Source organism: Kineosporia sp. NBRC 101677 (assembly GCF_030269265.1).
GTDB classification, from domain to species: Bacteria; Actinomycetota; Actinomycetes; order Actinomycetales; family Kineosporiaceae; genus Kineosporia; species Kineosporia rhizophila.
The window spans coordinates 141,456-154,903 of record NZ_BSTA01000015.1 but is presented as its reverse complement, the minus strand read 5'-3'; the positions used below and the strand labels follow the sequence as shown (position 1 = coordinate 154,903).

Below are 13,448 nucleotides of genomic sequence, written 5' to 3'. Positions count from 1 at the left end.
CGGAAGTGCAGGCTCCACCACCGACTGCAGCGTCCCCAGAGCCAACGCCAGGAAACCCAGCACGATGACTGGGAGCCTCCCGATCCGCGGCGGGGCAACTCTTGGTTGCGAGACAGACACAGACACAGACGTCCCCTTCGAAGGGCTCGGGGAAGCCGGCCCCACGCCGGCTTCCGATGCCCTCCACCCTCCTTCGCGAGCACCCCGGTCGGCATCGTTCGCCGCAACCGCATTGCTCTGGTGCATCTGCACCAGAGCAATGCTCCCGCTGCACCAGACGCCGCTTCTCTGTACGGATCTCAGGTACCGGTGCGCTACCCAACTGGCCGAAGTCACTGCCGGCTCGACCGAGGTGCCGGGCCGGGTTCCGGCGGGCGCTTCAGCTGTCCAAGCAGCGGCCGGTAGCTCTGTCCATTAGTGGCGGGGCACGTGTCGTGGAGCTTCCGCGCCAGACTGTTCGGCGTCACTGCAGCACTCATCCAGTGCTGGCCCGTCTGTACATGCCCCGCCCGCACCCACTTGGCCACATGTGAGCCGAACTGCGCGCGTTCGAACGAACCGGCCGTGCGCACGACGAATCCTTCGCTGCGCCGGGTGTCATGCTGTTTCTGCCACAACCGCAGCAGATCTCGTTCATCACCATCCGGAAAGCGACCGCGGTACAGCACCGGCACACACGTCAGCCCCAGCAGCTGCACCCACTCCAGCGTGCTGTCCCAGTCCAGGCACACATCGTCCTGCCAGATGTTGAAGACCAGGAAGAACGAGGGAAGTTCGTCGTATACGATCGAATGCCGGGCGTACAGGTTCTCACCGCAGACCCTCATTCCGGCCGGCAGTTCGGGCCAGAGCCGGCCGGCCAGCGCCCGAACCCAGGTGCGCGAAGGATGGGACGGCGAGTCCACCGAGCGCGCGTGCACGTAACCCTTGCCGATGGTGATGTTCTCGCCGTCCATCTTCTCGGTCACGACCACCTCCCCTGCCCTCAGGGCACCCAGGTCGGACAGGTACTCGTCGTCCGCGCTCGCCCCCGGGCTGCTGGGGAGGTGCCGGGTTCGCGGGTATTTGACTCGTACTGTCATCTCACGTTCCAACCGCCGAAGAACAATGGACGGGTGCCGCCGGGTGAGCGGCAACGGCCGCCTTTGCGTCCAGCCACCTCGAGCGGGCGTTGTACGCCCACGCCGCGCGGTTCGGCTCGACGACGGTGAGGCTCTGGTACTCGTCCGGGGTGGGCCAGCGCAGCTTGGCCGCCATGGAGCGGATCGCCGCGGCAGGAACGGCGTCGGCACCGGGACGGGTGGTCTGACGTTGCAGGGAGAGGGCCAGTGGCGCATCGAAGTAGACCGCGTGCAGGTCGGCTCCGTAGCGGCCGGCGTAGGTGACCAGGACGTCCCGGGTCTCACGCAACCGGTGGGTGGCATCCACACAGATGTCCCGCCCGGCCGCCAGGTGTTCTGGGATCTGCTGCAGCACAGCCGCTTGCGCGGCCCGCCGATCCCTGCGGCGTCCGCCCTCACTGGAAAGCACCACCCCACCCGTGGCGGGCGCCCAGACCTCCCGCGCCCAGGTGGATTTACCCACGCCCGGCAGACCGACCGTGTAGGTGATCGACCCACCGGTGCTGTGCCGTTCAGCCGCTGCCAGATGAGCTGCCACCGCACCCGCATTCGTCAGCGAGCCGTCGACCAGAGCGCGGAACGTTTCCCGCCAGGCGCGGGGGCTGACGGTGGCCTGATCAGCCACCTGATCGAGGAGCCCGAAACTGCCGGGCCGGGCCGCGTCCAGTTCGTGCAGCATCAGCTCCGCGAAGTCGACGCGCTCGCGCACCTCAGCCGGGTCGTCGCAGATCCGGCCCCGGGAGTCGCTGTCCCACAACGCCATCAGGGCCACGGGTCGGTGACGTGCGTCAGTCGCAGCGCCGCTCCCGCAGCGATCCGCTCGCCCGCATACGTCCACATGTGGGCCCGGACCAGCGCGTGCACGCTCACGTACACCCCAAGGGGCAGTTCCAGCAGCACCGGGTGCGAGGCGAACAGCGTCGAGACCAGCTCGGCGCCCTCCAGGTCGTGCCCGCGAGCCCACCACCGACCCGGTCCTTCCGGCCTGGTGGTGGCCGGTTTACCCACGTCGTGCAGCAGGCCCGCGAGACGCAGGGCCACCGCGCCCGACGTCCCCATACGTTCAGCGTGTTCGGCGGTCAGGTCGTAGACCCATCGCGAGTGCTCGGCCACGTCGCCCTCGGCATGGAAGGCCGGCGTCTGCGGGCAGCCTCGCAACTGCGCCAGCTCCGGCCGGGACTCCAGCGCCAGATCGACGCCGGTCCCCCGCACCGCACTCTCGATGGCGTCCATGCCCGCTTCCACCCAACCCTGCCGCCGTGACCTCGCTTCACGGTTGCGGATCCGGCGCCGGCGATCAACCCATATTTCCCGGCGCGGCCGCACGTCTGGGCACGGCTGCACAGGCCTGGTCCCGGGCCGGGCGCTCACCGGAGAGCAGGAACGCCGTGGTGATGTCCTCGGCGCAGGTGTTGCCCAGGTAGAGGTAGTTCAGATGCCCACCCTGGTCGGCGGTCACCAGCCGGGCCCGGTCACCGAAAGCCTCCCGCAACTGCCGGGCACCGGCCAGTGGGGTGGCCGGGTCGCGGAGGTTCTGCAGGATGAGCACGTTCGAGGGGCCCTCGGCGCTGATCTGCACCGGCGGCTCGACCGGATCGCTCGGCCAGAACGCACACGGCGTGATGTTGGCCCCTGCTGCCCCGAACATCGGGAATTGCTTCCGGTCGGCCTCGACGTTGCGTTGGTAGGACTGCACGTCTTCCGGCCAGTCCGAGTCGTTGCAGATCACGTGCAACTGGCTGGCCAGGTAGTTGTCCGCCGGAACGTCACCGGCCGGGGCGGGCGTGGAGGTCGGGCCGGTCGAGGGCTGCGGCACCGGGGTGCCCTGGTCCAGGGCCTGCCACATCTTCGCCAGCTCCTCGAACTTCCAGTCGTAGTAGAGGTTGGCGAAGGTGAGCTGGCGGAACAGGTCACCGTTGAACCCCTCGGCGCTGGGCCTGCGGTCCAGATCCCCGGCCAGCTCGGAGTACTTCTTCTCCACCTGCTCGGGGGTGCGGCCCAGACCGTACTTCGGGTGCTCCGCTGCGTAGCCGGCGAAGTCCGGGAACCGGTCCTGGAAACCCTGCCCGTACAACCGGGAGAACTCGGCGTCCCAGCCACCTGGGCCAGTGGCGCTGTCCAGCATCACCCGGTCGGTGGTCTCGGGGAACAGGCTGGTGTACACCGAGCCCAGGTACGTGCCGTAAGAGATGCCGAAGTAGGAGGCCTTCTCCTCTCCCAGCGACTGCCGGATCAAGTCCAGGTCGCGGGCCGTGTTGGCGGTGGTGATGTGCGGCAACAGGCCGGCTGTCCCGGAGTCGCCGCACTTGGCAGCGATCGTCTCGGCCGCCTGCGCGGCCTCGGTGACCTCGGCCGCGTCCGCCGCGTAGGGCGGCACGTTGGAGATCCATTCCTCCGCCTTCAGCCCGCAGGTGACGGGGGTGCTGTGCCCGACCCCGCGCGGGTCCATACCGATCACGTCATAGGTCTCCAGCACGCGCTCCGGCATCCCCAACTGCTTGAGGATCGCCGGGTAGGAGAGGCTCGCGCCGCCTGGTCCGCCCGCATTGGTCAACAGGATCCCCCGGCGCTTGCCCGGGTCGGCGCTCTTCAGCCGGGACACCGCGATCTCGATCGTCTCGCCGTCGGGGTCGCGGTAGTCCAGAGGAGCCTCGAGAGTCGCGCACTGCAGGCCGTCACCGGTCGAGTCCGCCGGGCACTCACCCCACTGCAGGGGCTGCGGCTTGGCCGGCTCCGTCTCCTGGCCCGAATCGCTGCAGGCCGAGCCCAGCAGCAGTGCGGCGGCAACCATGGCTGTCGCTCTCACCTTGAGCATTCTTCGTCCCTCCGGCAGAACCGTCAGCGTTCACACGTGCCGAGGGGTCGGGCGGTTCACAACGCCCAGGGAGTGATCCAGGTCACAGCAAGCCGTGCACCCGGCCACAGACCTGCCATCGTCTAGCTGGTTGTGAGTCAGAGCCCCGACGAGGAACACCTCGTCCGCCGCATCGCCGCAGGCGACCGGCGCGCATTCGACGAGCTGTACCGGCGCACCTCGCCGTGGCTGCTCGCCCGGCTGCGCCGCCGGTGCGCCGACGACGACGTGGTCGCCGACGTCATGCAGGAGACCTACCTGGCGGTGTGGCGGGCCGCGGACAGCTTCGCCGGTTCGGCGACCTCCGGCAGCGCGCTGGGCTGGTTGTGGACCATCGCGGCCCACCGCCTGATCGATGCGCTGCGCCGCCGGGCCCGGGTCGGGCGGATGCCCGCCGTACCGGTGGCCGAGACGGTCGCCCCAGCAGCCGAGGACGAGGTCCTGGCGGGTCTGGTCGGTCACGAGATGGAGCAGGCGCTGCTGGAGCTGCCCGCCGAGGCCCGCGAGGTGCTGCGCGCGATGGTGCTCGACGGGTTCTCCGTACGGGAGACGTCGGTGCTGCTGGGCGTGCCCGAGAACACCATCAAGTCCCGGGCCCGGCGGGCCCGGAACGCCCTTCGGGAGGCCCTGTCATGACGCCCCACCCCAGTCCCGCAGTGTTGGCCCGGTACGCCGACCGGGAAGCCGAACTGCCCGAGGTCACCTCCTGGGCGGTCGAGGTGCACCTGGAGACCTGCGCCGACTGCCGGGCCGAACTGGCCACCAGCAGCGACGACCTGCTGGCGCGGATCGCCGTCAACCTGGACGCGGCCATCGCCGCAGGCCCGGCGCCCGCCCCGCAGCGCCACTGGTCGCTGGCCCTGAACCGCTGGTTCGTCTGGGCCCTGCTGCCCTGGCTGACCATGGCCCTGGTCCTTCTCGGCTGCGCGGTCCTGATCCAGCGGCTGATACCCGACTTCCCACAACCGGTGTTGCTCCTGGCACCGATAGCTCCGCTGCCCGCGGTGGCCGGAGCCTGGAGCCAGCGCTTCGACCCCGCCTGGGAACTGATCGCCGCCACCCCGACCGCCGGCCTGACCATGCTGCTGCGCCGTACGGCCACAGCGCTTGCCGTGATCGTGCCGGCATTGGCCCTGACCGGTGCTCCCCTCGCTCTGGCCCTGCTGCCGTGCCTGGCCTTCACCGCCGCCTCCCTCGTCCTCGGCGCCTTCGTCGGAGTGCGGCGGGCCGCCGCGGGGCTGGGCGCCCTCTGGACGCTGGCCGTCATCACCCCGACTGTCATGAACACCGACCTGCCCGGCGTGCTGCAGCCGGGCGCTGCACCCGGGTGGGCCCTGAGCACCCTCGCCCTGACCGGCCTGGCCGGGCTGCTCGCCACCCGGACCGACTACTTCCACCGGCTCTCCAGCACCCGCTGACCAGCCGGACATCCGCCGCTTACAAGGAGAAAACAGATGCGTACGGTGAGCGCGGCCGAAACGGCCCCCACGCTCCACCCCTGGGCCATCCACGCCGAAAAGCTGCAGGTGCGAACCGGCCGGCACCTGGCCGTGAACGAACTCGACCTGGCTCTGGGCGTCGGCGTGCACGGTCTGCTCGGGCCCAACGGCGCCGGCAAGACCACCCTCATCCGGGCCCTGGCCACGGTGCTCAAACCGGCCGGCGGGCGGCTCGAACTGCTGGGCCAGCCGGTGAACGCCAGTGCCGACCTGCGCGGCGTACGCCGCGGGCTGGGCTACCTGCCGCAGCAGTTCGGCTTCTACCCGCGCTTCACCGTGCGCGAGTTCGTCGAGTACATGGCCTGGCTGAAAGAGATGCCCAAGCAGGCCGTGCCGGGAGCCACCCAGCGGGCGATCGAGCGGGTCGGCCTGGCCGCCAAGGCCGATGCCCGGATGAAAACGCTGTCCGGCGGCATGTTACGCCGTGCCGGCATTGCCCAGGCCATCGTCAACGATCCGCAGGTGCTGCTGCTGGACGAGCCCACCGTGGGTCTGGACCCGGAGCAGCGTCTGGACTTCCGGGAACTGCTGCGTGACATCGGCAGTGACAACTGTGTGCTGGTCTCCACCCACCTGGTCGAGGACGTGGTGGCCGCCTGCACCGACGTCGTCATGATCAACGAGGGCCGCCTGGCCTTCCAGGGCACCCCGGCCGAACTGACCGCCCAGGGCGCCGAGGGTGACCCGGGCGACAGCCCGGCCGAACGTGGCTATTCCGCCCTGCTGCGACGTCACCGGGCGGCCGCCCGATGAGCCGCGTCCTGCGTATCGAACTGCGCCGCTCCGCCGCCGTCGGCTCGGCCCTCGGCCTGGCCGTGATCGGTTCGCTCGCCCTGTACTTCGCCGACGGGATCATGTTCTCCACCGGCTGGATGCACCTGGCCATGAGCCAGCGCCTGTACCTGGTGCTGTTGTGGCCGCTCATGCTGGCCGCCGGGGCCTGGCAGGCCCGCCGGGAGCACCGCTCGAACGTGAGCGAACTGTTCACCTCCACGCCCCGGCCCGTGGCCCAGCGGATACTGCCCACGCTCGGCGCGTTGGCCATCGCCGCGGTCGCCGGATACCTGGTGATGGGACTGGCCGGGGCCGCCTGGATCTTCGACACCGCGAGCTACCTACCGGCAACGGTTCTCGTGATCACCGTGATCGGCGCCCTGGCGCTGGTCGCCGCCGCCTGGCTCGGTCTGGCGATCGGCCGGTTGCTGCCCTCACCGGTCACCGCCCCGATCGCCGGCGTCACGGCTCTGGGCCTGCTGCTGGCGCTGCCGATGGCCACGGAATCATTCCGCTGGCTGGGTCTGATCATCTCACCGATGGCCGAGATGAACATGCCCGGCGACTACGCCACCGTTCCGGGCCGGGTCAGCGCCGCCCAGAGCAGCTGGCTGGTGGGACTGGCAGCCACCTCGGTCCTGCTGCTCGTCTCCCGCACCTCGCGCTCCCGGGTCGCGGCGGTGCTCCCGGTCGCCGCCGGTCTCGCGCTCTCCGTCGTCGTCATCCCGCACGAGAACCGTCTCGTGTACGACGCCGTGGACCCGGTGGCCCGCGAACTGGTCTGCGCCGAAGGAGAACCGCAGGTATGCCTCAGCCGCGCCCACGAGAGTCTGCTGCCCGAGGTCACCGCCCCCGCCCGTGAGGCCCTGGCCGTCCTGAAGAAGCTGCCCGGCGCCCCGGCCCAGGTGCACGAGGACACCTACGCCTACCCGGACACCTACCCCGAGTTCCGCACCGACACCGTCCTGCTGCACGTCGCCACCAATCGAGAAGGCCACCTGGCGAACCGGGCGAACGTGCTCACCGACGTCCTGACGGGAGCTTTCAGCGGCCCCCGCACCTGCGAGACCTACCCCTCCTCGGCCGATCAGCTGGCCGCCGCCCACTGGCTGATGGGCACCGAACCGGTTGCGCCGGAACCGGAAGGGCTGGGCCGGCCCGACCTCGGCTACGCCTTCGAGGACGTCAGCGTCGAGGCCACCAAGGTCTGGCAACACCTGAGCGCCCTGCCCGAGGAGGAAGCACTGTCCCGCGTGGCCGCCCTGCGGCAGGCCGCGGTCCAGTGCAAGCCCGCGGAAGGACTGCTGCGATGAGGGGACTGATCCTCTTCCTGCGAGCGCGCCGCGCTCCTATGGCCATGGGCACCTCCGTCTTCGTTCTCGTGGTGCTGTGGGTGCTGTGGGAGAGGAGTTCCGACAGCCCTCAGGCGGGCCTGCAGATGGTCGTCCTGAGCATCCTGCTGCTGGTGTCCGCCCTGACCATGACGCTGAGCGGCCCGGACGACGAACTGGACGAGACCGGCGCAGTGCCCTGGCCGGTCCGCCGGGCCGTGCACCTGCTCATCGTCGTGGTCCTGGTCGGTGGCCTGATGCTCATCACCCAGCTGACCGGCACCCGCTTCGGCCCGATGTCGCTGGTGCTGCGGGACACCGCCGGGCTTCTGGGCCTGAGTGCCCTGAGCGCCGCCGTCATCGGCACGGCCCGAGCCTGGTTCGTGCCGCTGGGCTGGACCATGGCCGCGGTCATCTTCCCCCGCTCCGACACCCTCCTGAGCCGCGTCCTGACCTGGCAGGCTCAGGAACCCACCAGCACGGCCGCGGCCGTCACCGCGACCGTCCTGGCCCTGGCCGGCCTGATCGCCTACACAGTGATGGGCCCGGCCCGAGGTGCACCCGCCGAAGCAGCCGCACAGTGAAGTAGACCCGTCACCGTCGAGGCGCCAACAGGACCGGCGCCGCGAGCAGGACCAGCAGACCCATCACCGCCGAGGCCAGGCCCGGGCTGCTCAGGTCGGCCAAGGGCCCGGCCAGCAGCGGCCCCAGCCCCTGCCCGGTCATCATGCCCAGCCCCAGCAACCCGAACCCCAGGGCCTGACGACCGGGCGGCAGGGCGTCCCGGAACGCTGCCTGCCCACCCACCTCGAAGGCCAGGCCGGCCCCGGCCACCGCCATCAGCAGGGCCGCCGCCCACGGCCCAGGAGCGGCGGCCAACGGCAGCAGTGATGCGCCGAGCACGACCACCAAGACCGGTACCAGCCGCTCGCGGGTGGTGGGCCGACACACCCGGCCCACCACGAACGTCCCCACCATCGCCCCGAACGGCGTTGCCCCCATCAACACGGCAGTGGCCAGTCCGCCTGCACCAGCATGGCCGGCGTAGGAAACAGCGAGCGATTCGACCCCCGCCAGCAGCGCGAACGGAGTCCACCACAGCAGCAACAGCGAACGAATCAGGCGGTCGCCGAACAGTTCTCGGTAACCGCGCAGGGTCTCGCCCGGCGACCAGGCCTCTCGAAGGCCGCTCGACCGGATCGACGGCAGTCCCAGCACGCCGACCAGGACGGCCACGCCGTGCATTCCCGCGGCCAGCACCAGCACCGCGAAAGTTCCCAGGGCCTGCAGCACCAGCCCACCCAAAGCCAGTCCGGCCAGTTGCGCCACCATCGACGTGACAGTGAACGACGATCGGCCCAGCACGTACTGATCACCCTCGAGAAGACGCAGCAACAGGGCCGATTGAGCAGCCGAGACCAGCGGATGCAGAAGGGCTCCCAGCGCCACCACCACGATTCCGGCCGCCACCGACGAGCGCGCCGCCAGAACCGCCAGCAACAGCCCCAGCAGCAGCCGGACCCCGCTGCCGGCCACGATCAGCGGCCGGGCCGACCACCGGTCAGCCAGCGAGGGCAGCAGCAGACCCCCCACGACACCCGGCAGGAAGCCCGCCGCGAAGGCTGCCGACGACCACGTCGAGGAGCCGGTGGCCTCGAAGACCACGACCGAGAAGGCCAGGATCTGCAGCGAGATGCCCAGCACGGTCAGGGTGCTGGTGGCGAAGAGCGCCGCAAAGCCCGGAGCTGAGAACACCTCTCGGTAGGTGGTGCGCTCGGCGACGGGGATGCTCATGACGCCAACCTGACAGCCGTCCGTCGACAGAGCTAATGTTTCGCCGGTGACCGAAACATCGCTGTGGATCACCGTCGGGGCCGAGGACATCGTCGCCTCCCGCTTCGCAGTCTCCCCCAGCGACGAAACCGTCCATCTGATCGCCCAGCTCGCTCGCCGGCGCACCACCGCCTCACCCCTGCTGGGCCGGTTCACGCACCGTTGGGAGACAATCCGCGACGATCCGGGGGTCCGGGCCCTGGCCGCCCTCCAGCGCGAACGCGAAGGCGTCGACTTCACCACGCCACCCCCGTCCGGGATGGGGCAGAGCATCCAGGACGATCTGGCGGCCGTGCGGGCCAGTTCTCTCACGGACGCCCGACGCGAGATTGCGTACATGACGGCCAGGGAGCCGGTGGCCGAGCAGGTAGGGGCCGTGCTGCATTCCCCCGACGTCCTGGACCGACTGGCCGATGCGATCGAACTGGCCTGGGACGTACTCCTGCGCCCCGACTGGCCGCGGGTTCTGGCCGTGCTGCAGCGCGACGTCCAGCACCGCGCCGGTCGGCTGGTGGCCCACGGCTGGAGCGCCGGCCTGGAAGACGTTCATCCGGAACTCAGGTGGGAGGGCGGCCGGATCCGGGTGCGCAACCGAGCGCAACAATCGATCGACCTGGCCGGTCGGGGGCTCCTTTTCGTGCCTTCGGTGTTCCTGGCCGAACGTCTGGCCATCAGCGTCGACGGGCCGCACCAGCCCTGGATCCGCTACCCCTCCCGCGGAACGGCGACTCTGGCCGAGACCGAGATCGCAGCCGCACCCGCAGCGGCCCTGGCCCCGCTGATCGGGCCCACCCGCGCCCGGCTGCTGCAACTCCTCGGTGACCCGGGCTCCACAACCCAACTGGCCGACGTCCTCAGATTGTCTCTGGGGGCCACCGGGGACCACCTCAAAGTGCTTTTGGACGCCGGTCTGCTCACTCGCGAGCGGGTGGGCCGCTCGGTCCTGTACCGCCGCACCGACCTCGGCGACCGACTCGCTGCAGGTACCGGGTCCGGCTGACCACCTCGACGCGGACACCGGCCTGTCCCCTTGGTGCAGCAAAACGGCCTGAAAGCTGGTTGCAGACCTGCCATCGTGGCCGCAGCACGTGTTTCGACGCTGCGTCGGAACGTGGCTCACGGGGAAGAGAATGCATCGATGCACGCCGAAACTCTGCAAAACCTCCGATATTGCGCGGAACTGTTCGGAGTCATGGCCTTCGCGTTCTGCGGGGCCTTCCAGGCGGTCAGCATGGCCGCAGCTTTCCTGCTCCGCGTCCTCGCCCTGCACGGCAACTGGCGCATTCCCAGATCCTTGCTCTGGAACGAACCGGCCCCACCGGTGACCGCCGACCACCGTCGGCGCCGCTCGCACCGTCTTCCGGTAGCGCACTGAGACCTCCTTCACCACTTCCCCCGCTTGAATAAATACAACGATCGTTTGTATAAATAGACCAGCGGGCGATCAGCCCGCACCCCTGGCCTTCGAGGAGAACGCCATGCTGTCTTCGGCCCACGAACCCGTCATCCGCGCCACCGCCCCGGTCGTGGCTGGGCACCTGGACGAGATCTCGTCCGAGTTCTACGACTCTCTGCTCAGCGAGAACCCGCAGCTGTGGAACGTTTTCAGCCGCAGCGCCCAGGCCAGCGGCGAGCAGAAGCGGGCCCTGGCCGGAGCCGTGGCCGGGTTCGCGCTCAGCCTGATCGGGGCCGGGCCGCCGATGAACACCATGTTCGAACGCGTGGCCAACCGGCACGCCTCGCTAGGCATCCAGCCGGAGCAGTACACCGTGGTCGGCCGCTACCTGATGCGCGCGGTGGGCAAGGTGCTCGGCGATGCGGTCACCCCGGAGGTGGCCGCGGCCTGGGACGAAGTCTACTGGCTGATGGCCTGCAAGTTCATCGGTATGGAGGCCCGCCTGTACGCCACGCAGGGGGTCGAACCGACCAGCAGCTTCCGCGACCACGAGGTCAGCGAGCGCATCGAAGAGGCCTTCGAGACGGTGTCTTTCGTGCTGACGCCGGTGGACGGAACCGCTGCACCGCACTTCCGGCCGGGCCAGTACGTGACCGTGGCCGTGGATCTGCCCGACGGCGGCCGGCAGCTACGGCAGTACTCCCTCTCGCAGGCCCCGGGCGCCGAATCGTTGCGCATCACGGTGCGACGGGTACGCGGAACAGACGGCAAGCCGGACGGTCTCGTCTCCGGGCACCTGATCGAGCACCTGCACGTGGGCAGCAAGCTGCCGGTCAGCCCGCCGTTCGGTAATCTCACCCCGCAACCCGGCCACGACCCGCTCCTCCTGATCAGCGCCGGGGTGGGGATCACGCCGATGGCCTCGATCCTCGGACACCTGGCCGAATCTCAGCCAGAGCGTCAGGTGGTGGCCGTGCACGCCGAGCGCAGCGCCGAACGTCATCCGCTGCGAGTGGAGATGCTGCAGCACGGTTCCCGGATCCAGGGATTCCAGCAGCAGGTCTGGTACGAGACCGGCGCAGCGGAGGGAGTGCCGAGTGCGGACGTACGTACGGGCCGGGTGCTGATCAGTGAGATCCCGCTGCCGGACAACGCGGAGGCCTATCTGTGCGGCCCGATCCCGTTCATGCGCGGGGTGCGAGCCGGCCTGCTGGAACGTGGGGTCACCGACGACCGGATCCGCTACGAGGTCTTCGGTTCCGACCACTGGCAGGAAGCCGACTGATCAGCTCAATGTTCCACCGGCGCGGGAGAGCCGGACCCGGCAGAGGTCCGGCTCGACGAAGGGATCCAGACCGTCCACACTCACCGAGGGGTCGAGTTCGGCCATCGCCCCGCGCACGATGCCCAGATGCAGCGGGCACACCACGCCGGAACGGTCGGTGGCCAGCTCCAGGAAGGGGCAGTGGTGCAGCCCGACCTGGTCTCCCGCGGCACTGAGCTCGGGCGCAAATCCCAGTTCGCCGAGCAGATCGACCAACTGCCCGACCCCGCCACCCACGTCGCCGGCCTCTTCCGCCTTCACCGCTCGCGAGCGTCCTAACTTGGAGCCCCAGGCGGCCCCCGCCTGAGCGGCCCGGCGGCTCGGCTCCGGATCGGCACCGATGTCGGCCACCAGCACCTCGGCCAGCAGCTGGTAATTGCGCGGCCCGGCCGGATCCATCCCCCGGTGCGCCTGGAACATCAGCGCCGGCCGCCCCGGACCCGAGCGGGGCACGGTGACCTGCTCGACCTGCCCGGTCGCGGTCAGCGCATCGAGGTGGAACCGCACGGTGTTCGGGTGGACCCCCAACTCGGCGGCCAGGGTGGTGATGCTCGCCGGTTCCTGACGGGCACGCAGCGAGGTCAGGACCTCGTTGCGACGGGTGCGGCTCTCGTCGGTGCGCTGCTTCTTCGACCCTGCTACGGAGCGCCCGGATGCCGTCATGAAGCGAGTTTATACAAGAATTTATTGTGATGAACCGGTTGCCTCATCGGCCTTCGCCAAGGTGCGCCGACCGGCTTCTGCGCACCTCAATGGACCATTTCGACCGAATGTTGCCATTTACTGATTTATGTTTACGCTTCAAGCAAGTCGCCGTCGACGAAAGGCATGCTCTTGCTGTCGAAGCAGAAGGTCACCGCCCTCGCCTCCGCCACTGTCCTGGCATCGCTGGCCCTGGGCACCGCAGGCGCCTCGCCGGCCTCGGCCGCGAGTGGGTGCGGCGGCTACTCCAACTCGACCACCGGCACCGTCTATCCCGGCGGGAACGCCTCACCCTGGTCGTACCTGTGGTCCCCCACCCCCGGCACCTACACGTTCTGCCTGGACGGGCCGGACGGCACCAACCTGGATCTGGTGCTCGAACAACAACCCGACCCCAGCGGTCCCTGGGTCACCGTGGCCTCGGCAACCAGTCCCGGCCCGGACGAGACGCTGACCTTCACCGACACCGCCTTCCCCAACACGATCTACCACGTCTCGGTGCGGGCGGTGCGAGGCAGCGGCCAGTACACCCTCGGCTTCGCCTTCGACCAGAACTGACCGAGCCGGGGGGTGCCTGCTGCAGCAGGCACCCCCCGGGAACTGGTGCTTCCGTG

15 protein-coding genes are annotated in these 13,448 nt (G+C 69.6%); 9 read left to right on the top strand and 6 right to left on the bottom strand.

Translation table 11 applies throughout. The features are described from left to right. Positions 1 to 332 precede the first annotated feature (332 nt). The 4 genes from QSK18_RS32385 to QSK18_RS32370 form a co-directional block, all read right to left on the bottom strand. Entirely contained in the window at positions 333 to 968 is a 636-nt protein-coding gene (locus QSK18_RS32385) for an RNA ligase family protein (RefSeq protein ID WP_285627106.1), read from the bottom strand. 115 nt (positions 969 to 1,083) lie between these two features. Beyond that, entirely contained in the window at positions 1,084 to 1,884 is an 801-nt protein-coding gene (locus QSK18_RS32380) for an ATP-binding protein (RefSeq protein WP_285627103.1), read from the bottom strand. Next, complete coding sequence (locus QSK18_RS32375; protein ID WP_285627100.1) at positions 1,884 to 2,354, bottom strand: HD domain-containing protein; 471 nt, start codon at positions 2,352 to 2,354, stop codon at positions 1,884 to 1,886. The genes QSK18_RS32380 and QSK18_RS32375 overlap by 1 nt, the downstream gene beginning before the upstream one ends. A gap of 64 nt (positions 2,355 to 2,418) precedes the next feature. Then, a complete protein-coding gene (locus QSK18_RS32370; RefSeq protein ID WP_352396701.1) occupies positions 2,419 to 3,936 on the bottom strand; it encodes an alpha/beta hydrolase in 1,518 nt (505 codons plus the stop codon). A 132-nt stretch (positions 3,937 to 4,068) separates the two neighbouring features. Here QSK18_RS32370 and QSK18_RS32365 point away from each other — a divergent pair, with 132 nt between their 5' ends. The 5 genes from QSK18_RS32365 to QSK18_RS32345 are packed head-to-tail and all read left to right on the top strand — an operon-like array spanning position 4,069 to position 8,163. Then, complete coding sequence (locus tag QSK18_RS32365; RefSeq protein WP_232813373.1) at positions 4,069 to 4,611, top strand: RNA polymerase sigma factor; 543 nt, start codon at positions 4,069 to 4,071, stop codon at positions 4,609 to 4,611. Next, positions 4,608 to 5,393 (top strand): cupin domain-containing protein, encoded by a 786-nt coding sequence (locus QSK18_RS32360; RefSeq protein WP_285627093.1) that lies wholly within the window; start codon positions 4,608 to 4,610, stop codon positions 5,391 to 5,393. The genes QSK18_RS32365 and QSK18_RS32360 overlap by 4 nt, the downstream gene beginning before the upstream one ends. Positions 5,394 to 5,429: 36 nt before the next feature. Beyond that, complete coding sequence (locus tag QSK18_RS32355) at positions 5,430 to 6,227, top strand: ABC transporter ATP-binding protein (RefSeq protein ID WP_285627090.1); 798 nt, start codon at positions 5,430 to 5,432, stop codon at positions 6,225 to 6,227. Then, positions 6,224 to 7,561 carry a hypothetical protein gene (locus QSK18_RS32350; protein WP_285627088.1) on the top strand — a complete coding sequence of 446 codons (1,338 nt, stop codon included), beginning with the start codon at positions 6,224 to 6,226 and terminating at the stop codon, positions 7,559 to 7,561. Before QSK18_RS32355 ends, QSK18_RS32350 begins: the two co-directional genes overlap by 4 nt. Next, positions 7,558 to 8,163 (top strand): hypothetical protein, encoded by a 606-nt coding sequence (locus tag QSK18_RS32345; protein WP_285627085.1) that lies wholly within the window; start codon positions 7,558 to 7,560, stop codon positions 8,161 to 8,163. Before QSK18_RS32350 ends, QSK18_RS32345 begins: the two co-directional genes overlap by 4 nt. A gap of 10 nt (positions 8,164 to 8,173) precedes the next feature. Here the strand turns inward: QSK18_RS32345 and QSK18_RS32340 are convergent, their stop codons facing one another. Continuing rightward, on the bottom strand, positions 8,174 to 9,373 hold the full coding sequence (locus QSK18_RS32340) for an MFS transporter (protein ID WP_285627082.1): 1,200 nt from the start codon (positions 9,371 to 9,373) through the stop codon (positions 8,174 to 8,176). Between the two features lie 46 nt (positions 9,374 to 9,419). On the opposite strand from QSK18_RS32340, the gene QSK18_RS32335 reads away from it, so the two are divergent. The 3 genes from QSK18_RS32335 to QSK18_RS32325 all read left to right on the top strand — a co-directional run bounded on the left by QSK18_RS32335 (position 9,420) and on the right by QSK18_RS32325 (position 12,093). Then, positions 9,420 to 10,412 (top strand): ArsR/SmtB family transcription factor, encoded by a 993-nt coding sequence (locus QSK18_RS32335; protein ID WP_285627079.1) that lies wholly within the window; start codon positions 9,420 to 9,422, stop codon positions 10,410 to 10,412. A gap of 138 nt (positions 10,413 to 10,550) precedes the next feature. Further along, positions 10,551 to 10,787 (top strand): hypothetical protein, encoded by a 237-nt coding sequence (locus QSK18_RS32330; protein WP_285627076.1) that lies wholly within the window; start codon positions 10,551 to 10,553, stop codon positions 10,785 to 10,787. Positions 10,788 to 10,890: 103 nt separating this feature from the next. Further along, positions 10,891 to 12,093 (top strand): globin domain-containing protein, encoded by a 1,203-nt coding sequence (locus QSK18_RS32325; RefSeq protein ID WP_285627073.1) that lies wholly within the window; start codon positions 10,891 to 10,893, stop codon positions 12,091 to 12,093. Here QSK18_RS32325 and QSK18_RS32320 read toward each other — a convergent pair whose 3' ends face one another. Next, on the bottom strand, positions 12,094 to 12,795 hold the full coding sequence (locus QSK18_RS32320; protein ID WP_285627070.1) for a helix-turn-helix transcriptional regulator: 702 nt from the start codon (positions 12,793 to 12,795) through the stop codon (positions 12,094 to 12,096). It lies immediately after the preceding gene. A 165-nt stretch (positions 12,796 to 12,960) separates the two neighbouring features. Between QSK18_RS32320 and QSK18_RS32315 the strand changes: the two genes are divergently transcribed. Further along, positions 12,961 to 13,392 carry a hypothetical protein gene (locus QSK18_RS32315; RefSeq protein WP_285627067.1) on the top strand — a complete coding sequence of 144 codons (432 nt, stop codon included), beginning with the start codon at positions 12,961 to 12,963 and terminating at the stop codon, positions 13,390 to 13,392. The last annotated feature ends 56 nt before the right edge of the window (positions 13,393 to 13,448 follow it).

What these genes read in the sequence shown, in the direction of transcription:
- QSK18_RS32370 (WP_352396701.1), bottom strand. Translation starts at nt 3,936, where the DNA reads ATGCTCAAGGTGAGAGCGACAGCCATGGTTGCCGCCGCACTGCTGCTG.
- QSK18_RS32355 (WP_285627090.1), top strand. Translation starts at nt 5,430, where the DNA reads ATGCGTACGGTGAGCGCGGCCGAAACGGCCCCCACGCTCCACCCCTGG.
- QSK18_RS32325 (WP_285627073.1), top strand. Translation starts at nt 10,891, where the DNA reads ATGCTGTCTTCGGCCCACGAACCCGTCATCCGCGCCACCGCCCCGGTC.
- QSK18_RS32380 (WP_285627103.1), bottom strand. Translation starts at nt 1,884, where the DNA reads ATGGCGTTGTGGGACAGCGACTCCCGGGGCCGGATCTGCGACGACCCG.
- QSK18_RS32360 (WP_285627093.1), top strand. Translation starts at nt 4,608, where the DNA reads ATGACGCCCCACCCCAGTCCCGCAGTGTTGGCCCGGTACGCCGACCGG.
- QSK18_RS32315 (WP_285627067.1), top strand. Translation starts at nt 12,961, where the DNA reads ATGCTCTTGCTGTCGAAGCAGAAGGTCACCGCCCTCGCCTCCGCCACT.
- QSK18_RS32330 (WP_285627076.1), top strand. Translation starts at nt 10,551, where the DNA reads ATGCACGCCGAAACTCTGCAAAACCTCCGATATTGCGCGGAACTGTTC.
- QSK18_RS32340 (WP_285627082.1), bottom strand. Translation starts at nt 9,373, where the DNA reads ATGAGCATCCCCGTCGCCGAGCGCACCACCTACCGAGAGGTGTTCTCA.
- QSK18_RS32345 (WP_285627085.1), top strand. Translation starts at nt 7,558, where the DNA reads ATGAGGGGACTGATCCTCTTCCTGCGAGCGCGCCGCGCTCCTATGGCC.
- QSK18_RS32320 (WP_285627070.1), bottom strand. Translation starts at nt 12,795, where the DNA reads ATGACGGCATCCGGGCGCTCCGTAGCAGGGTCGAAGAAGCAGCGCACC.
- QSK18_RS32375 (WP_285627100.1), bottom strand. Translation starts at nt 2,354, where the DNA reads ATGGACGCCATCGAGAGTGCGGTGCGGGGGACCGGCGTCGATCTGGCG.
- QSK18_RS32350 (WP_285627088.1), top strand. Translation starts at nt 6,224, where the DNA reads ATGAGCCGCGTCCTGCGTATCGAACTGCGCCGCTCCGCCGCCGTCGGC.